At 47.0% G+C, this 18,893-nt stretch carries 23 protein-coding genes; 17 read left to right on the forward strand and 6 right to left on the reverse strand.

Annotated elements, in window-relative coordinates; all coding sequences use genetic code 11:
• Positions 1-4: 4 nt before the first annotated feature.
• On the reverse strand, positions 5-625 hold the full coding sequence (locus tag OKS35_RS03830; RefSeq protein ID WP_264092520.1) for an NAD(P)-dependent oxidoreductase: 621 nt from the start codon (positions 623-625) through the stop codon (positions 5-7).
• A 175-nt stretch (positions 626-800) separates the two neighbouring features.
• On the opposite strand from OKS35_RS03830, the gene OKS35_RS03835 reads away from it, so the two are divergent.
• The 4 genes from OKS35_RS03835 to OKS35_RS03850 all read left to right on the forward strand — a co-directional run bounded on the left by OKS35_RS03835 (position 801) and on the right by OKS35_RS03850 (position 4,724).
• Complete coding sequence (locus tag OKS35_RS03835; protein WP_214690923.1) at positions 801-1,892, forward strand: FUSC family protein; 1,092 nt, start codon at positions 801-803, stop codon at positions 1,890-1,892.
• A gap of 68 nt (positions 1,893-1,960) precedes the next feature.
• On the forward strand, positions 1,961-2,491 hold the full coding sequence (locus OKS35_RS03840) for a WGR domain-containing protein (protein WP_264092521.1): 531 nt from the start codon (positions 1,961-1,963) through the stop codon (positions 2,489-2,491).
• A 206-nt stretch (positions 2,492-2,697) separates the two neighbouring features.
• Complete coding sequence (locus OKS35_RS03845) at positions 2,698-3,225, forward strand: PH domain-containing protein (RefSeq protein WP_264092522.1); 528 nt, start codon at positions 2,698-2,700, stop codon at positions 3,223-3,225.
• On the forward strand, positions 3,222-4,724 hold the full coding sequence (locus tag OKS35_RS03850) for a PH domain-containing protein (protein ID WP_264092523.1): 1,503 nt from the start codon (positions 3,222-3,224) through the stop codon (positions 4,722-4,724). Before OKS35_RS03845 ends, OKS35_RS03850 begins: the two co-directional genes overlap by 4 nt.
• 141 nt (positions 4,725-4,865) lie before the next feature.
• Here the strand turns inward: OKS35_RS03850 and OKS35_RS03855 are convergent, their stop codons facing one another.
• The 4 genes from OKS35_RS03855 to OKS35_RS03870 all read right to left on the reverse strand — a co-directional run bounded on the left by OKS35_RS03855 (position 4,866) and on the right by OKS35_RS03870 (position 7,752).
• Positions 4,866-6,008: a sensor histidine kinase gene (locus OKS35_RS03855; protein ID WP_251130317.1), complete on the reverse strand. Its 1,143-nt coding sequence runs from the start codon at positions 6,006-6,008 to the stop codon at positions 4,866-4,868.
• Complete coding sequence (locus OKS35_RS03860; RefSeq protein ID WP_214690918.1) at positions 5,998-6,678, reverse strand: response regulator transcription factor; 681 nt, start codon at positions 6,676-6,678, stop codon at positions 5,998-6,000. Before OKS35_RS03860 ends, OKS35_RS03855 begins: the two co-directional genes overlap by 11 nt.
• Before the next feature lie 20 nt (positions 6,679-6,698).
• Positions 6,699-7,259: a VanZ family protein gene (locus OKS35_RS03865; RefSeq protein ID WP_214690917.1), complete on the reverse strand. Its 561-nt coding sequence runs from the start codon at positions 7,257-7,259 to the stop codon at positions 6,699-6,701.
• 370 nt (positions 7,260-7,629) lie between these two features.
• Complete coding sequence (locus tag OKS35_RS03870; protein ID WP_255349577.1) at positions 7,630-7,752, reverse strand: hypothetical protein; 123 nt, start codon at positions 7,750-7,752, stop codon at positions 7,630-7,632.
• Between the two features lie 282 nt (positions 7,753-8,034).
• Between OKS35_RS03870 and OKS35_RS03875 the strand changes: the two genes are divergently transcribed.
• From OKS35_RS03875 to OKS35_RS03915, 10 genes are all read left to right on the forward strand, one after another.
• The gene (locus OKS35_RS03875) at positions 8,035-9,297 is read left to right on the forward strand and encodes an NCS2 family permease (protein WP_264092524.1); all 1,263 of its coding nucleotides are present in this window, start codon (positions 8,035-8,037) and stop codon (positions 9,295-9,297) included.
• A gap of 105 nt (positions 9,298-9,402) precedes the next feature.
• Positions 9,403-9,870, forward strand: a complete 468-nt coding sequence (locus OKS35_RS03880; RefSeq protein WP_264092525.1) for a DinB family protein — start codon at positions 9,403-9,405, stop codon at positions 9,868-9,870.
• Complete coding sequence (locus OKS35_RS15380; protein WP_413815712.1) at positions 9,867-10,019, forward strand: hypothetical protein; 153 nt, start codon at positions 9,867-9,869, stop codon at positions 10,017-10,019. The genes OKS35_RS03880 and OKS35_RS15380 overlap by 4 nt, the downstream gene beginning before the upstream one ends.
• Positions 10,020-10,031: 12 nt before the next feature.
• Complete coding sequence (locus OKS35_RS03885) at positions 10,032-10,355, forward strand: DUF3916 domain-containing protein (protein WP_413815718.1); 324 nt, start codon at positions 10,032-10,034, stop codon at positions 10,353-10,355.
• A 153-nt stretch (positions 10,356-10,508) separates the two neighbouring features.
• Positions 10,509-11,279 carry a hypothetical protein gene (locus OKS35_RS03890; protein WP_264092526.1) on the forward strand — a complete coding sequence of 257 codons (771 nt, stop codon included), beginning with the start codon at positions 10,509-10,511 and terminating at the stop codon, positions 11,277-11,279.
• Entirely contained in the window at positions 11,276-12,199 is a 924-nt protein-coding gene (locus OKS35_RS03895) for an AAA family ATPase (RefSeq protein ID WP_264092527.1), read from the forward strand. Before OKS35_RS03890 ends, OKS35_RS03895 begins: the two co-directional genes overlap by 4 nt.
• Positions 12,200-12,201: 2 nt before the next feature.
• Complete coding sequence (locus OKS35_RS03900) at positions 12,202-13,263, forward strand: DUF58 domain-containing protein (protein ID WP_264092528.1); 1,062 nt, start codon at positions 12,202-12,204, stop codon at positions 13,261-13,263.
• Positions 13,264-13,278: 15 nt separating this feature from the next.
• Positions 13,279-14,013 carry a hypothetical protein gene (locus OKS35_RS03905; RefSeq protein ID WP_264092529.1) on the forward strand — a complete coding sequence of 245 codons (735 nt, stop codon included), beginning with the start codon at positions 13,279-13,281 and terminating at the stop codon, positions 14,011-14,013.
• Between the two features lie 200 nt (positions 14,014-14,213).
• Positions 14,214-14,726, forward strand: coding sequence for a hypothetical protein (locus OKS35_RS03910; protein ID WP_264092530.1), 513 nt, complete (start codon positions 14,214-14,216; stop codon positions 14,724-14,726).
• A gap of 25 nt (positions 14,727-14,751) precedes the next feature.
• Positions 14,752-15,213 (forward strand): NUDIX hydrolase, encoded by a 462-nt coding sequence (locus OKS35_RS03915; RefSeq protein WP_214688721.1) that lies wholly within the window; start codon positions 14,752-14,754, stop codon positions 15,211-15,213.
• A 49-nt stretch (positions 15,214-15,262) separates the two neighbouring features.
• On the opposite strand, the gene OKS35_RS03920 is transcribed toward OKS35_RS03915, so the two are convergent.
• The gene (locus OKS35_RS03920; RefSeq protein WP_264092531.1) at positions 15,263-15,973 is read right to left on the reverse strand and encodes a GntR family transcriptional regulator; all 711 of its coding nucleotides are present in this window, start codon (positions 15,971-15,973) and stop codon (positions 15,263-15,265) included.
• A 137-nt stretch (positions 15,974-16,110) separates the two neighbouring features.
• Here OKS35_RS03920 and bglA point away from each other — a divergent pair, with 137 nt between their 5' ends.
• The 3 genes from bglA to OKS35_RS03935 all read left to right on the forward strand — a co-directional run bounded on the left by bglA (position 16,111) and on the right by OKS35_RS03935 (position 18,843).
• Entirely contained in the window at positions 16,111-17,547 is a 1,437-nt protein-coding gene (bglA, locus tag OKS35_RS03925; RefSeq protein WP_264092532.1) for a 6-phospho-beta-glucosidase BglA, read from the forward strand.
• Positions 17,548-17,640: 93 nt separating this feature from the next.
• Positions 17,641-18,450, forward strand: a complete 810-nt coding sequence (locus OKS35_RS03930; protein ID WP_264092533.1) for an MBL fold metallo-hydrolase — start codon at positions 17,641-17,643, stop codon at positions 18,448-18,450.
• Positions 18,451-18,519: 69 nt separating this feature from the next.
• Entirely contained in the window at positions 18,520-18,843 is a 324-nt protein-coding gene (locus OKS35_RS03935; protein WP_012726307.1) for an ArsR/SmtB family transcription factor, read from the forward strand.
• The last annotated feature ends 50 nt before the right edge of the window (positions 18,844-18,893 follow it).

Below are 18,893 nucleotides of genomic sequence, written 5' to 3' on the forward strand. Positions count from 1 at the left end.
CTAATTATGATTCCGTCGTGATGCCGACACGGTGTCCGACATATGCATCATTCGTTAAACAATCCATCGCTAAATCGGCGACATCGTTCCTCGAGATTGGACCTGATTGTTTCGTGCCTAATACCTCTTTTGAGATGATGATGTCTCCGTCCGATTGCTCATCGATCAGTTGAGTCGGACAGATGATTGTGAAGGCTAAACCTGAATCCCGTAATAACTCATAAGCTCGGGCATGATCTTCGGCTGCGGTTGTCATCGTACGCTTCGATTCTTTCGTTTCAAAGCGATAGTTGTCGCTATCATGCGCCTGTAAGATGCCGGCGGTCCCGACCGTGATGATGCGTGTTACGTTAAATTGTTTCATCGCTTCGATCACGAGTGGTGTGAATGTAGACAATACGTTCTGTTTGTCCGTCCCTAACGCCGAGATGACGACGTCTGCAGATCGAACCGTTTCTAGTACTGCTGCTTGGTTCGTCGCGTCTCCGATGATTTGGTTGACACCCTCCTTAGAATCCATCGAATGTCTTGTTAAAAGTTTGACGTCATGTCCTTGATTCAATAAACGCTCAAGTATCCGTTCCCCTGTACGGCCACTTCCGCCAAATAAAGCAATTGTTGACAAGTAAACCCCTCCCCATCAAGATGAAAGAAATATCCAACGCCATCATAACACGGAAGCGTTCACAAAACTGCCTGAAATGGTTCATTTCCACTTGAAAAGAATATGGTACGTTTTAGAATTGAAGAAGAAGGCAAAAAATACATATGACAGGTGTAAGAGAGGAAGGCACCACTACATGAAATTTGGGGCTAGAACTATTAAGACCGGACTATCGGTCGCAATCGTCTTGCTGATTGCCGAGGCATTTCAATTCCAACAAATCGTCGTCCCGGCACTCGCTGCGTCACTCGCGCTCCTGCCGTCAGTTTATCAGACTGGGCTTCGCTTGATCGAAGAGATGAAAGGGAACCTGATTGGAGCATTACTCTCCGTCGGATTTCTGCTACTCACTCCGAATCCGACACCAATCGCGATCGGATTCGTCATCATCATCGCCATCTCCATTCTTCTCTTTTTAAATTTAGAATCGACGACACGGACCGTCATCTTGACGACGATTCTCATCATGGAAGGGGCGAGCCAGTCGGATATGCCGGTGTGGGTGTTTGCGGGCGAACGTTATCTACTCATTATGATGGGGATTACGGTCGCATTGATTGTGAATGCACTGTTGTTCCCACCTCGCTACGAGCGGAAACTCGAAGCACAAATCACCGACACATTTCAAATGGTTGTTCGGATCGCACGCTTGTTTGCGGAGACGGAAGGCGGCCGCTCCTCATTCGACTCGTTACCAGAGACGAAAAAGTTGCATAGCGACTCAAAACAAACGTACGCCTATTTTGAAGAAGAAATTAAAGCGAATCGATGGCTTGAGAAGAAGACCCCGATCTTTCGTCGAGCTGTCCTGAAGTCTAAAATGATTGAGACGAACCGTGCCGCGCTTCATGTCATCGAGAAGCTCGATCATGATTTTCATACGATTGAACAACTTCCTCCACAATTGAGCGAAGAGCTGTATCGCCACATTCGTCACTTGTTGCGTCGACATGAGCGTCTGTTTTCAGCCTACGAGCTCGAGAACGAGCACCTCATCGATCGAGAAGAGGATCTCATCCATGAGAACTTTGACTTTGCGAAACTGATGATTGAGAGGATGAGAGAAGAAGAGGAAGAACTCATTCTTATCGTAGTGCCGCTCGTGGCGACGATGACTGACTGGGTCAAGGCAATGAATGAACTCGAACGCTATCTTGTCACTGAAATGAAAAAACATGGGGACAACCTAAAAGTGGAACCACGTAAGAAATGGTTCTTTGAAGACTGAGAAACGGGCCGAAATTCGGCTCGTTTTTTAAGAGAGTTATTTTTCGTATAGAAGAGAGGGCATTGAGGATGAAGAAGTCTTTTCAACACATCACAAAGTATTGGAACATCATCGTTATAGGTGATGAATTTGCTGTAAACTACGGAAAAATTGGGACAATCGGAAAGGTACAAGTAAAATCTTTTGAATCCGATTCGGAATTTATGAAAGAAGCGGAAAAACTCATTCGTCAAAAATTGAGAAAAGGATATGTTGAATGCCCTTTTGATTGGAACAAACATATGTATGTGGATGACCCGGAAGTTGGACCGAGTTTTCTGACCTCTCATCCGAAATATCAGGAATGTTTCAACGATGAATTCTATTTGGATTGTACGGAAGAATATGCTCCGTTCGGGAATGATGCTGGAGCCGATGCATTGGCTATGTACGAAGAAGTGCTCCGAAAGGATAGAGACCTTTGTTATCTTTCATACGCTTACGCCTTAATTGAAAGTTGGATTGATCGAGATGTTTCCGGTCCAGAAGATTGGTCAACGTATGAATATGCCTATACATGTGATCAAGTCATCGTCGCGGGTGCGTTTGCTTCCATATAAATGACGGGAAAGCTGACGGATGATTTGAAAGTGGCAGGGTTAGCAGCCATCCATCGATTAAAACAAGCTTTCGAAATAGAGGATCAGTCTATATTTGATGAGTTATATGCACGCTTAAGTACATTCCCGACCGAATCCTGAAACTTTTCGAGAAGAAACACGTATACAATAGAGACAGATACATATGAACGATAGGGGGATTCACCATGTCAGAAACAACACCGACACCTGAAGAAGGTATCACACCACAACGAATCAGCGGAACGCTTCCGATTGAGGCACGGTCTGTCTTTCGGTTATCAAGTGCGATTTTTTATCTCATCGGACTTCTCGTCACAGGAGCTCTCGTGGCGGCTGCTTACTGGTTCGACTGGCCGACTTGGATACAGATTGGTTTGATTGTGCTACTCGTCATCGATGTCGTCTATAGCTTGATTGATCTCATCTGGTTCCAAAAGTGGAAGCAAGAACGATTCACGTATGACGTTCAGCCACTCGAGATTCGGATTCATCATGGGATCATCACGACACATGATGTGCTCATCCCGATGACGAAGGTCCAATATGTTCATGCGGAGCAAGGACCGATTCTCCGTAAATACGGGTTACAGACCATCACCATCGGGACAGCGGCCGGTTCACACGAAATCTATGCGATTGAAGAATCATTCGCAAAAACACTCCGTGAACAGATTGCCATCTATGCACGCATTGAAGAGGAGGATGTCGTATGACCGAGACCGCGTTAACATGGCATCGACTCCCGAGTCGCGTTTTGGTGCTGCGTATTCTCGAAGTCATCAAGTCGTTCGCCATTCCAATCGTCTTACTCTTTGTGCTCAATAACGACTGGGACTCGACATTCGGTATCATCATCCGAGTCGGGATTTTACTCTTCCTATTACTCGACATTGTTCAAAAGTTCTTCGGATGGTTAAACTTCCGATATGCCCTCGATGAAAAGACTGTCTATGTCATCGAAGGGAATTGGTTGAAAAAAGAAAAATCGCTTCCACTCTATAAGATTCAAAGTGTTCATTCGAACAGTCCATTCCTCTATCGGTTGCTTGGTGTCGTCGAATTGACGTTCGATACGAATGCCAACAGTGACGATGCTTCTTTCAAATTAGCGGGTGTCTTCCCGACTGAAGCCAAACGACTGGAAGAGATTCTCGAACAGGTCCGTCATCGGAAACAAAGCGGAGTAACGGTAGATGACTCAGAAGAGTCGGATGAGACACCTGCACAGGCAGCACCGGTACCAAGTCGTCTATTGTACGCCTTATCTACGCGCGAAATCGTATTGGCATCCATCACGTCGCTCTCTGTCTTCGCCATCTTCCCGGTCGCCTCGACGGTTATCTCGTCAATCGACGACTTCATCAACTTGGATGGGGCGTTTAATCAAGTCGAAGATTATGTCGTCCATGCGTCCATCATCGCCATCGGTCTTCTCGTCATCGGAGTGTTGATGGTATCAATCGTGATCGGCATGGTCATCAATTTCTTGAAGTATGGGAACTTCCGACTTGAGCGGAGAGGGGAACGCATTCGCGTCGAGAAGGGATTGTTGAACCGAAGTGCCAAAGAGATCCCATATGAGAAAATCCAAGCGATTCGCATCAAAGAGACGTTCATTCGTCGCTGGTTCCACATCGTCGGGGTCGAACTCGTCGCAGCAGGGACGATGGATGAATTGAAAGATGAATCGTCGACGATTCTCCCGTTCGTCCGTCGTGACCGGGCGATGCAAGTACTCCGTGAACACTTCACGCACTTCACATGGTCGGACGAACTACATCGACTCCCTAGACGTGCCTTAGGAATCAAACTACTCCGAATCAGCTGGTTCGGCTTCATCATCTCAGGACTCGTGCTTTATTTCTTCCGAGATTATGCCTGGTGGCTCCTGCTCTTATGGGCCATCATCATCGGGGGACGCGTCCTCAGTTTTGTTACCACAAAATATGTCCGCGCGGATCAATTCATCCAATTACGGACGGGAGCGTTTAACGTCCGCTCATTCTTGACGGACAAACCACGGATCGAACAGATTCAAGTGAAGCAATCGCTCTTGCAGCGCCGTTTCGGGTTATGTACGGTGCAGTTCTCGACACGTGGAGGATTCTTATCAGTCGAGACCATCGATGATATCCCGAAAGAAGAGGCGGACGCCATGCTGAACTGGTTCTCTCGCTATACGGTACAGGAAGATATGAAAACACCGGGCTAACGGATAACCCAGTCAGGTGATCGACGAGCCCCCTCGTGTTGCGAGTGGCTCGTCTTTTTTAATCGGCTTAAGGGGCTCGCTCCGACATAAGCTTGAAGTTGATTCTCTTTTGTGTTCATGAAAAATCATGGCGCGTGTAGGTCACACGAGCCATGATTTTTCATGAACAGCATTGGAAGAGACTTTAGGGAGAATGATTGTGAACGTCGTTTCTCTTGGTTGACTCGTTACGTGAATCTCGCCCTCATGTAAATCGATGATGGACTTGGCGATGGCGAGACCGAGACCTGATCCGCCGGTGTAATGTGCGCGTGACTTTTCCACTCTAAAAAATCGTTCAAACACATATGGGATGTCACGTGAGGGGATGGCCTCCTCGCCGTAATTCGTCATGTTGATAAGAACCACTTCATCCGTATCTTCAATGAACGTATCGATATACGTTCCGTCACGCCCGTAACGAATCGCATTCTCGAGTATGTTTTCGAATACGCGCACGAGCTTCAACGCATCACCCTCAACGATGGGTCGTTTGGCTGAGGAACTGAATCGAGCTTCCATTTCAACTTCCGAGAGACGTAATGTCGACTGCATGATGAGCTGATTGAGCAATTCATCGAGACGGACCTCACTTGTTTGCAGCGCGATTCGGTCGTTTTGCAGAAATGTATAGTCAAAGATATCGTTAATCAAGCCTTTCAGATGGGTCGCATTCTCATGAATGACTTGGATGTAATGACGCAACTCCACCTCGTCCCGGTAACGGTCGCTGTGAATCAAGTCAAGATAACCCGTGATTGACGTGAGCGGGGAGCGCAAATCGTGGGCGACGTTGGCCACGAGCTCGTGCTTCAAACGATCCGCTTGAACCAATTCCTGCTCCGCCTTTGCTGCACTGTCTGAGATGGCGCGAACAGTCGCCATCAACTGCTCTAGCTCTGGCGGGACAGATGGTTCAACCAAATCACGATTGGCATGGAGTTCTTCGACAAGTGAAGTCATCCGCTCAATGTGAAACTGTAAATACCGTTTACGCTCATATTGATAAATCAACACGAGACAAACGATGACCATCAGACTGTAAAACATGACGATGACACCTTCCCGGAAATACGACAACACGATGATCAGACTCTCCATAAATCGTGATGACTCCTCGAAGTACCACACGGCAGGCAGTAACAGAGCACCGCTCAGTGTGGCGACCCCAAACGCAATCAATACATACAGCAGACGTTTCCACATCGGGATGAACGTTATGACGCGCCATATATTATGTCTCAATTTTATATCCCACTCCCCACACCGTATGAATGATGACCTCATGTGGCACGACGGCATGTAATTTCTCACGGATGTTACTGATATGAACCATCACCGTCTGATTCGACCCGACGCCATGCTCTTGCCAGACAGCCTCAAATATTTCTTCAGAGCTATACACCCGGCCTTTATGTTTCGCTAGTAAATACAAAATCTCAAATTCACGTGCTGTCAATCGAATCGTCTGCTCTTGCATCATGACGGTGTGGCTGGCTCGATCGATGAGGAAGGGGCCAGCTTGTACACTTGAGGACTTGCTTGGTCGGTTATAGTTTGAACGGCGCAGCAATGCTTTAATACGTGCCATCAACTCGAGCGGATTGAACGGTTTGATGATGTAGTCATCGACTCCCGTCGTCAATCCCAATATCTTATCCATATCACCCACTTTGGCACTGACCATTAAGATCGGAATTTGGCTCGTCTGGCGCACACGCTTACAAAATTCAAGCCCATCCATCCGAGGCATCATCCAATCTAAAATGATTAAGTCAAACGATTCTTGGTTGAACAAGTCAAGCGCCATTTCCCCATCGGTTGCCATCGTCGTGTGATACCCGTCATTTTTTACATACACATCAATCAGTTCTGCGATTTGGACATCATCATCCACTAACAAGATTTTTGTCATGCTTGAAACTCCCTCGCGAATTAAAGTTGGAAATTCTGATACAAACGTCGGAACGGAGCGTATTGGACGACGAAGCGAACGAGTAAGAACCCTAAGAGCGCGCCGAACGCATTTGCCAATAAATCATTCACATCCGTGCTTCGTCCACTGCCTAGTGTCGTACGCACCAATAATTGAATCAGTTCAAGAATCAGACTAAACTGAAATCCTAATTTAAGTACTTCTTTTTTCGTGATCGACGGTTTCAAAAATGGAAGATAACAGCCTAACGGGAGGAGCATCACGATATTCAACACAAACGAATACAAGTCGATGGTCAAAATCGGAATAAAATTAATCGTTTTCCACCATGGTACTTGGTTCGCATATTTTCCTAAGTTAACGTCAATCGGGAAAAAAACGAAGTGAAGGACACCTAATAAGTATATCCCGAATGATAGAAGCAAAATGGTTTGTGTGACTTTTACATGTTTCTTGCGAAACGACCAGACGAGTAACGTGATGAGTCCGAGGATGGCGAGTGGGATGAGAACGACTCCTGATTCGATTGTGAACATAACTGAATAATTCTGATTATACATGGGAATAAACCTCCTAAGAATTTGAACTGTCTTCAGTGTAGATGGCAGATTTAAAGAATTCTTAAAGGAGTCATAAATGAAATCTAAAAAAGGTAAAGCGCTTTGCGTTGCCTCGAACTGTAGAACAATCAATCAAGAAGCTTGCTCTCGGAATAATGTCGGGCGTCCCGATATCATTCGTCACGTCAACTTCACCGTTTTCGCGTTTCTGTTGCTGAAAAATGGGAACAAGTATGGTATGATGCAAGTAGAAAGAGACCGGTGCTGGACACACCGACCTCTGGCTTACAGGCTACCACTTTAAGAGTGGTCCCAGCCGCCACAATGGTTAGTGAATCAGAAAGTGACCCATCTCATTGCGCCGAGGGGGTCATTTTTTTGTGCGTTCAGACGTTGCACGATCGGATGTTCGGTGAATCACCAAGTGAACGATGATCGGAGCGAGGATTGGGATCATCACATAATCCCCGACCCAGGTCCAAAGTTGTTCCATCCGCACCACCGCCTTCCTCCATTGTGGACTTGGCGGCTGACCCCACTATTGCTGCGTTAACCTGCCCCTTCATTATAACAGATTTGTTCGCAAAAACGCGCTAAAAATAAGAACAAACGTTCTTGTTTTGTAAAATGAATCTTTTGATGGAATCGGTCTCATAAATGGGTCCAAAGAAGGAATTGAGTCGAATCGCTCTTGCTTGTTAGATGTCTGACAGGATATAATCAATCTCGTGTGTATACACGGGTGGGTGAGGGTGCCAATAAAGGATTGATTCCTATGGCAAAACAAACAGAATGGAAAACAGAAACATACGGGGGCGTGCTGAATTTTCTGGCGACAGCATACATCCCGGCCGTGCATGCGGCAATCTTGACACAAGCCGGACTCCCGTTCGAGGGGGCGCTCGTCGGAGCGATTTTGACAAGCATCATCGGGACGTTGATTGCGGGATTCTTCAATCTACCGCTGCTCTTGTTACCGGGAATGGGGATTAATGCGCTCTTCACGTACACGCTCGTCTTACAGATGGGATTGAGCTGGCAAAGCGCGCTCGCCGTCTCCTTCGTCTCAGGTGTACTCGTCGTACTATTGACGGTCACCAAAGTCGCGAGGAAATTGGCGAACGCGTTCCCACCGATCATTCATGACGGATTGACGGTCGGTCTCGGCCTTTTCCTCATCTTGATCGGGCTCGAGGCGGCTGGAATTGTCTCAGGTGGGGGTGGGGCATTGCTTCACATCGGTGATCTCGGGGAGCGTGACGTCCAAGTCGCATTCCTGTCACTCTTCGTCGCCATCCTGTTGTTCTTGAAGATGGGACCGAGCAGCTTCCTATGGACGATCGGTTTCGGTGTCGGTCTCAGCGCCGTGATGGGAACGCTGGAGTGGACGGGAAGCTTCTCATTGGCACCGTTCTTCGTGTCGTTCGGCACGGTGTTTGGGAACATCTCGTTCGCGGAATCTGCGTCTCCGCTCTTCTTAGTCGCGGTCGGTGTACTGACGCTCGTCTTGTTGATTGAAAACATCAGCTTGATCCAGAATCAGACACGTGCAATCGACAAAGAAAAGGATGCGCCGAAAGGTCTCGTTGCACAAGGCCTCTCGACGATGGCCGGGGCCATGTTCGGGTCAAGCCCGACCGTCTCGACGGTCGAAGTGGCTGCCGGAATATCGGTCGGGGCGCGAGGCGGGATCGCTTCGTTCGTCACGTCTGGATTGTATGTGGTGTCGCTCTTATTGCTACCGCTCTTTGCAATCATCCCTGTGACGGCGATTGCACCGGTGTTGATTATCATCGGCATGATGATGTTCCAGAACGTGAAGCATTTGCCGCTCGATAACTGGGAGCATGCCTTCCCGGCAATCCTTGTCATCATCATGATCCCGTTCACGTATTCCATCGTCGATGGGATCGGGCTCGGATTCATCGCGTACACGATGATTGTCTTGTTCAAGAAGGGCTATCGGTCACTCAGTCCGGTCGTCGGTGTCTTGACCGTATTGTTCTTAGTTTTCTTCTCATTACCAGTCTGGTTATAGAGATACGCGCGGCATCGTTCATAACGAACGGTGCCGTTTTTTGATTTGAAAAGACTCGTTCGTGCTATAATCGCAGTAATTTGAAGAGAACAGGGAGGGGATTGGATGCAAGTCATTCAAGAATTCGCATCGTACACAGAATGGCTCGAGTCGTTAGAAAAGTTGAGTGAATCTGATTGGAACAAACAAATTCACTCGGAGAAGTGGTCCATAAAGCAAATCGTTCTACATATCGCCCATTGGGACAATCATCTGTTAAATGTCATCATCCCATCGGTGAAGAACGGGGAAGGGATGATCTTCCCTGACTTTGACTCGTTTAACGCACGGGCGACGAAAAGGGCGGAGCAGTTATCGGGTGAAGTCGTATTGAAGGAATCACTACAAAGTCGACAATCACTCATCACCATGCTCGAGTCTTTAAATGAAGAGACGTTGATTTTTAAGACGTCAGCGAACGGAGTCTCCCATGATCCGCATCAAGGTGTCCCATACTCGTTACATGTAATCATCGAAGAATTCATCGAGCATGACCGACACCATATGAAGCAAGTCGAGTCGATCCTGAAATGAGACATCGGAAAGTGCGTGGTCTGAAACGAAAATTAAGTCGTCTTCAGCGCAATATGCAAGGAAATCATCATGACTTGCCAACTGAGTTTCATGATGGTTATTGGTATGCCAAGATTCCGGTCGGACAAACCTTTTTACTGGATATTTAACACAATGAACAAATCAAACAGGCAATCATCGATATCCTATTCGATGAAGCGAAACGACTAGCAAAGCGGCGTGTGGATGAACGAATGCGAGTCGTTGTGCTGATTGATCTTCCTACACTTTGGAACTCTGAGCTTCTCGTGTTTCAAGATGAAGAGGTGTTACAATCGTTTATGCGGCGTGATTCACCCCACCAAAAATGGATTCCAATCCCTTATGTAAGAACGTTTATAAACCAATGGGGCATTCAGAGTGACCAGGATATCCGCGTGTATGGATTTGAAGAGTGGATATTCGATGAAGAGGGTGAAGGTAGAGAAGTGTGGATGCTCGTTTAATGAACGGGCATTTTTCTTTTGTCTAAAAATAACTGAATATTCCGTAAAAGTTCATGGTATAATCCATTTAATCCTATTTCCAAAAAAAGGATTTAGACTATGGGAGGAGCCGTCACTTGAGATGAAACCGAATCTACATAAACGGAAACGCCAATGAAACAAGCCAAAACAATCTTTTTGTCAGGGATTCTATTCTCCTTACTACTTGTCGCCCTCATCTCCTATTCCGGTCAACTGGGATACCGTTACTACCAATCATTAAATATCTCAGGGAGCGAGATTACGAGTTGGGTCACGGACTGTCATGACAAACGAAAATTTTTAGGGATTTTCGAAGTGACGGATGTCGACTTTTGGTGTGGGGATGCGCCATATGAAGAACCAGAAGGGAACGGTCCAGACGGAGCAATGATTGATTCAGAAGACGAGTCAGGGGGTACACCGAAAGAGCGGATCACGGACCAATCCCCATCTTACGGAAACCCGTCAGGAGAAGAGACGAGCAGCTTCTCCTACCTCGCATACATGATTACCGGACTGCTTATCTTGCTCGGATGGTGGCTCTGGAAAAAACGACGCCCCTCGAAGAAACAAAGCGAGGAGGGAGAGTTAGATATCGAGGATCACTCGCTAGTGACTTCTGACAATGCGTCGATGCAGATAAACCGAACGGTTCATCCATTACCAGCATCGGCTATCCGAAAGCAGTTGATTCAATTCGAAGCAACGTTACCTCCATATAAACGTCGCCGCCCAACTGAGACGTTGTCGACTTGGGCGAAACGAATCGAGCTCGATGCATCCCTACTTACCTATTTAGAGACACGTTATGATGATGGAAACATCTCACCACAACGTGAGCGAGCGTTCACCCAACATCTTGATGAATACCTACTACGCACACAAAAGGAGTCGAACTCATGACCATCCGACACGTATTGGACCAATTAGACCGCATTTACCTCGGTAAACCAGAAATCACAAAATTATGTTGCACAGCCCTATTGGCGAACGGTCATATCTTGCTAGAGGATGTACCTGGGACGGGGAAGACGTTACTTGCGAAAAGCATCGCCAAAAGCTTTGAGGCAGACTTCGCCCGAATTCAATTCACAGCCGACCTGCTGCCTTCTGACATCATCGGTTCAGACTTCTTCAATATGCAGACCCAGACGTTCGAGAACCGCACCGGACCGATCTTCACGAATATTTTACTCATCGATGAAGTGAACCGCGCCGTTCCGAGAACGCAATCCGCCTTGCTTGAAGCGATGGAAGAACGCCAAGTCTCTATCGGTGGCGTCACCTATCAACTACCGAGACCGTTCTTTGTCATCGCGACGCAAAACCCGATCGAGTCGGCAGGAACGTTCGCGCTACCGGACGCTCAACTCGACCGTTTCCTCATGTCTCTTCAAGTCGGGTACCCTGGGGCAGACGAGGAGCGGAACTTGATTTTGCAGACGATTTCAAAGACGAGACAGACAGTGCATGCCTTGATGACGAATGAAGCTTTTTTAGAAGCACAAGAAGAAGTCGAGAATATCCGAATTCATGAAGATGTCGTCACGTATTTGCTCGCACTTATCCAAGAGACGAGGCAACATCCGTTAGTCGAAGTCGGGGCGAGCCCACGGGCGACGCTAGCGCTCGTCAAGGCCTCACAAGCTTATGCGTACTTGAACGATCGTCAGTTTGTCACGCCTGAAGATGTTCAAGCCGTTGCGCCACATGTCCTCTCGCACCGATTGACCCTCACCCTTGAAGGGGACATCAAATCGACGAAGCGACAAGTGTTGGTGGACGTACTCGAGTCCGTAACTGTCCCCGTCGAAAAGGTGTAACGATGCGACAGGTCGAAATCAGTACACCGTCCATTCTTCAGGACCAACTTTGGCCGGCTTATGTCAGTCTCGGTCTACTCACGATGTGGATGCCCTATGTATGGCCAGTTTCTTATATCTGTGGAGCATTGCTAATCATCATGATTATTCGGAAACGAATCATTCGAGTGCTTTCAAACGAAGTCTCATTCTCCATCCGACAGAAAGAAGACCTCTTGTTCATCGACGATGAGACATCATGTATCGTCCGTATCGATGGGTATGAGCGAATCATTGCCCTTGGTGTTCCGCTATTGATTCGACTAGAGGGTAATGAACGGATGGTATTCGAGGACGGGTCACAGGCATACGACACCAGGATCGAACAGGACATACATCATGTGAGCGTCTCGGCTGTGAAGCGTGGACCTGCTTCGATTCATACGTGTGTGATGCGTGTCACCTTACCGTTTTATTTAGGTACTCTATTTTTCACGGATGAGGAGATGGATATGCCCTCATGGATTGTGTTACCTACCATCACGAAGTCACCAATCACCGAATCTCGCATGATTCGGATGAGTGACCGTATCGTCAAGCACTCCCCGTTGAACGATCCGTTGATGATTCAAAGTGCAAAACGATATGAGAAGGAACCGGCTAAACAGATTGACTGGGTCGCCACTTCAAAGGTCGGTCATGTACAGGCAAAAGTGTTCGAACGACAAAATCTCGACACGTTCACGATTTCCCTTGATTTGAGCGGTCCGCTCGGCAATGGGCTCCATGCGCAATATGAAGACTTGATTCAACAGACGGCGTATTGGGTCTCTTACTTGATTAAAGAAGATTGTAAAGTGGAGCTGTTAATCAACCGACTCGACAAAAACAACCAAGTCGACCGTGTTACACTGGGAGAAGGAAGAAAACAATTACGGCTCATTCTCGTCCGACTGGCGATGATTCATGAATCGAACGCGTTTGTTGCGTCATCGCGATTCACGTCATATGTCAGTCGTCACAAACAGCCGCACGCCGAATTGATTCACATCAATCACGCGATGTTGTTGAAATCTTCAGGGTAATGAAAGGAGAAACACATGCGACGAATGACGGGCTTACTCATATGTTGTGTCGGACTGCTTGCAAGCACGACAATCGTATCAGCCGAAATGACCGAATCTTCGGCGGAACGTTTTGCAGATGCATATTTTTATGACATTGTGATGGATCATATTCAGGGAGATGATCCGGCTAATTATCATATGACGGACAGTGAGAACATCACGTTCGGTCCGTTGTTGGAGACGTATATCCCGTCATCTTCTTGCTACAAAACGGGGGAAACGTGTACGTTCGTCCCAACAAAAGAATTTGTGGCGACCGTCTTTCAAGATGATGAACCGGTCAACGTGATCGGAACATATGAACAATCAGCGGGTACATATGCGTTCTCAACGTTCGGTTCTGACAAAGAAACTCCCAAAGTGTTGATGAACGTAAAAGGCGATCTCGTGAAATACGCAGAAGCGTCGGCTTGGTTTGATTATGATGGGGACATGTTGACGGCGTTGACATCTAATACAAAACAGATGATTAGCGGAGATGAGATTTCAACTGAGGCGTTTCAAACCTTATTGATTGAAGAGCATGAAAGTATTGAAGGGAATGCCGAAGAAGGGATGATAGGTGGAGCAGGCGACTCATCATCAGTCCATTCGGATAAGACAGAGTCAAACAAGCCAACATCGAATACCAACCGATTGATTGGCTTTACTGTGTTAGCGATATTGCCATTCGGATATTGGTTCCTCAAGAGACGGAAAGCAACATGATGTCAAAAGACTTATCCAATCATCATAATCCACTAGAATTAGTGGTCATACCGAGTCATGCATTGAGAGACAGAGAAGCAACCTACTTGATTTTTCGTCATTTGGAGAATGAACAGTTTCCATTACTTATAGAGCGTAAGCGGACTGAAAGGGATTCGAGAAAACGTCGCTTCTCTTTAAAAAGTCAGGAAGAAGAGCATGTGACGACCAAAACCATCAAGAATCATGAAATGTTAGAGTCGGAATTGACGCTTTCTTCAAATGAGGTCATCGTCTTAAGAGGAGAGAGGGATTGGATTCTGAGCTATTACGAAGACGGGTTGACGCTTCAAGGAAACCAAGTGAAACGTGTCGCGACAACTGGTATTGTCCAAAGTGAGACATTTTTTGAACATGTGGTTAGAGGTGCGTTTCCCATCAAATTGGCGTTTGGTTTAGGTGGGACGTTTGCTCCATTTGAAAACGTGTTTCGCTTTATATTGCATAACCCAGATTGGAAGGGATTGATTGAAGACGAATTATTGCCTCAGCTTCAGATTCCGAAGGCGAAGAATGTGTGGCAGTCCCTCTCATACCCGACATACGAGCAGACTCTTGAGACGTTCACTATTGAATTTCATCCAAATATACTAGGAAATTTCATACTCGCACATGATGCTAACGATACGTACTATTTCATTGATCATGTGAATGGGGATATCAAGATTTTTTAAATTCTAAATACAGAGGGGTAGTGTAGTGAGTTACATACAGCATATGCGTCAATTAATCGGATCGAATCTATTAATCACTGTAGGATGTGGAGTCCTCATCGAACAGGACAATCAAATTCTGTTGCAACACCGAAAAGATCATCATGTTTGGGGAATCCCCGGTGGCGTTATGGAGCCTGGGGAATCATTTGAAGAGACAGCCATCCGTGAAACTCTCGAAGAGACGGGGCTCTCCGTGGATAATTTGAAACTGTTCGGAATCTATTCCGGTGATGAGGGATATGCCAATTATGAAAACGGTGATCGCGTCTATAGTGTTCAAGTCATCTTTTACACCCATTCATTCTCAGGAGAAATTGCTCAATTGACAGACGAAAGTCACGAACATCGATTTTTCTCAAGAGAAGACCTACCACGATTACATCAACATCAACGTCGGTTCATTGACGATTGGGTCGAACAGGTTAATCTCCCGGTCGTGAAGTGATATTCATCTCTCGACAAACAACCCCTCATGCGCGCATGAAGGGTTGTCTTTACATATAGGGCCCGTTCGCCTGAATGACGAACTGTGAATGTGTGTAATGATAGGTGATGCGGGAATAGTCAAATGGTTTCCCATTCGTGAGATGGAAGATCGTCTCGATGCGAAGTGTCGGGTCATTCTCTTGCAATCCGAGGTGTTCCGCTTCACTTTCCGTCAATCGCCCGACCTGTAGATACATGTCAGAAAATCCAATCGTGACGCCGAGCGCGCTTTGGACATAATCGAAAATAGAGTCTGCCACAATTTCGCGATTCAAATAGGGGACGATAGCTTTCACATAATAGGATTCCTCGTGACAGAGCACCTCTCCATCCACATACCTTACCCGTTCGACCCGATATACATCGTCCGACACGTCAATCCCGAGATTCTCTGCAACCGTAGAGTCTGGCTTCACGACAGACACATCAATCACATCAGATGTCAAGACACGGTCTCCGAGATTGCTCTTGAACCCTTGGGTCGAGAAGAGGCTCATATAGCCGGGTCGATTATGTCGTCTGACGAAGATGCCGCTTCCCCGCAGTTGAAAGATGACCCCCTTTCGTTCGAGCAGCTCTAAAGCTTTCGTGATGGTGCTCTTACTCACTGCATATTGATTCATCATCTGCTCCAGGACAGGGAGCTTATCGCCTTGTTTTAACTGTTGTTCGTTAATATATTGTTCGATTTCATTCGCAATCTGTTGATATTTTAGCATCGTCATTCCTCACTTTTTCGTCACTAATTTCATTATATCATGAGAAAACAAAAAATGTTTAAGTGTATCGACCTTGTTAAATTGTACCGGTACAATTATACTTGACGTGTATGATATATCAAAAGGAGGAACAGAGGATGAAGACGTTACCTAAAGATTTCCTATGGGGAGGCGCACTCGCCGCCCATCAATTCGAGGGCGGTTGGGACGCTGACGGAAAAGGGCCGAGCGTCGTCGATGTCTTGACAGCAGGCGCACACGGCGTCGCTCGCCGCATCACAGACAAGGTCGAGCCGAATGAGTTCTATCCGAACCATGAGGCGATTGATTTCTATCATCGTTACAAAGAAGATGTGGCGCTTTTCGCTGAGATGGGGTTGAAATGCTTGCGTACCTCGATTGGGTGGAGTCGCATCTTCCCGAATGGTGATGATGCAGAACCGAACGAGGCGGGTCTCCAATTTTATGATGACTTGTTCGATGAGCTACTCAAACATGACATCGAACCGATCATCACACTGTCGCATTTTGAGATGCCGCTCCATCTTGCCCGTGAATACGGGGGATTCCGAAATCGTGAGGTCGTCGACCACTTCGTCCGCTTTGCGGAGGTCTGCTTCGACCGCTACAAAAACAAGGTCAAGTATTGGATGACGTTTAACGAAATCAACAACAAGATGGACGTCAACAATCCACTCTTCTTATGGACGAATTCTGGAGTCCTCTTAGAAGAAGGGGAGAACGCCCGCGAAGTCATGTATCAGACTGGGCACCATGAACTGATTGCGAGCGCTCTCGCCGTTGCCAAAGGGAAAGCCATCAATCCTGACTTCGAGATTGGAGCGATGGTCTCTCACGTACCGATTTATCCGTATTCATCAAACCCAGATGACGTCATGCTCGCCGAAGAGATGATGCGTCAACGCTATTTCTTCCCGGACGTACAAGTACGAGGCTTCTATCCGAGCTACGCCTTGAACGAGTTCGAGCGGGAAGGGTATAACATCCCAATCCTTGAAGGGGACGAAGAAATCCTACAGAACGGAAAGGTCGATTATCTCGGTTTCAGTTACTATATGTCGACGACCGTGAAGAGTGACGTCGTCGCGGACAATAGTGGCGATATCGTCAATGGTGGTCTGCCGAATGGGGTCGAGAACCCGTATATCCAGTCGAGTGACTGGGGATGGGCGATTGACCCGGTCGGACTCCGTTATGTGCTCAACCGACTCTATGACCGGTACCAAATTCCGCTCTTCATCGTCGAGAATGGATTCGGTGCCGTCGATGAGATTGTCGACGGAAAGATTCATGACAAAGCCCGAATCGATTACTTGAAGGCCCATATCGAACAATTGAAGCAAGCCGTCATTTATGACGGGGTCGACTTGATTGGTTACACACCTTGGGGCATCATCGACATCGTCTCGTTCACGACGGGAGAAATGAAGAAGCGGTACGGGATGATTTACGTCGACCGTGACAATGAAGGGAACGGATCGATGGAGCGGATGAAGAAAGACTCGTTCGATTGGTACAAACAGGTCATTGCGACGAACGGGGAAGAACTATAAGTGAGACAGGGGAGCAAAGAACTGTGAAATGTCTGCAGGTCTTTGCTCTTTTTCGTTATAATGAAGAAAAGTGAAAAATAGGAGGGACGCCTGATGCAAATAAAGAACTATGGACCAGTGACGGCTGTTTGTGCCAACGTAAAGAACGGTCCATTCGAGATGTCGATGTACGTCTATTATATCGACGGCATGATCATCGATACGGGGACACGCACGATGCTACCCGCTCTCCAACCCTTTTATGAGTCGGTCCCAATCGACCTTGTCAGCATCACCCACCCGCATGAAGATCACATTGGAACGGCGGCCTGGCTTGAGCGGACATACGGTGTCCCGATTTACATACGAGAGTCCGCCAGGGACATGTGCCGGACGGGGCTAGACATCCCAGATTATCGGGCACGCTTTTCGGGAGACCCGGAACCGTTTCAGCCGATTGCCTATCATGACCATCAGATCACATCAGAACATCATACCTATCAGGTGATCCATACACCCGGTCATGAACCGAATCACGTCGTCTTATATGATGAGGAGAACGGTCGGCTGTTCTCAGGTGATTTGTTCGTCCATCCGTATCCGAAGGTGATGATTCCAGAGGAGTCTGTCCCTGAACAGATTCGTTCGCTCAAACGGATCCTGTCCCTCGATTTTGATGAGGTGTACTGTCAGCATGCCGGACGTCTCGAACAGGGAAGGGAGCAACTGACCAAAAAGCTCGATTATCTAGAACGTTTGACTGATAACGTGATAACAAAAACTGCAGCGGGTTATACAATTGACGACATCAATGCCCAACTCTTCCCCGAACCATCGCCGCTCGTCCGAATATCCAAGCGGGATTATGACTCTAAACATATGATTGCAAGCATTCTTCGAGAAATCTACGAACAACTTCGTTGACAGAAGGCAGATCACCTAGTATTCTTAGTGCAGGATTAAACGTTTAAACTTTTAAACGGAGTGATGAATATGAAACGAACAGATGTTACACCCGAAGTTTCGTTATCTTTATTTGAAGATGCGATTCCGTTGTTCCAAGTGTTAGCCGACGTCAATCGTCAACGGATCATCGTCGAGATTGCCAAACATGAACGCTTGAACGTCAATCAGATTGATGAAAAGATTGAGTTGTCTCGACCAGCCATCTCACATCATCTCAAACTGCTTCGACAAGCGGGCATCGTCTCATCGGAGAAAGTCGGGACAGAGAACTTTTATTTCCTGACACTTGAAGATGCGGTCGGACTGCTGAAGGCACTGACACGTGCGATTGAAGATGAATGTATCTTATGACCTTTCTTTTTGGAAACAGGGAGAAAGGCTTCTTTTTCACCAATGAGTTT

The organism is Exiguobacterium sp. N5, assembly GCF_025842465.1.
In the GTDB taxonomy this organism is placed as follows: domain Bacteria; phylum Bacillota; class Bacilli; order Exiguobacteriales; family Exiguobacteriaceae; genus Exiguobacterium; species Exiguobacterium profundum.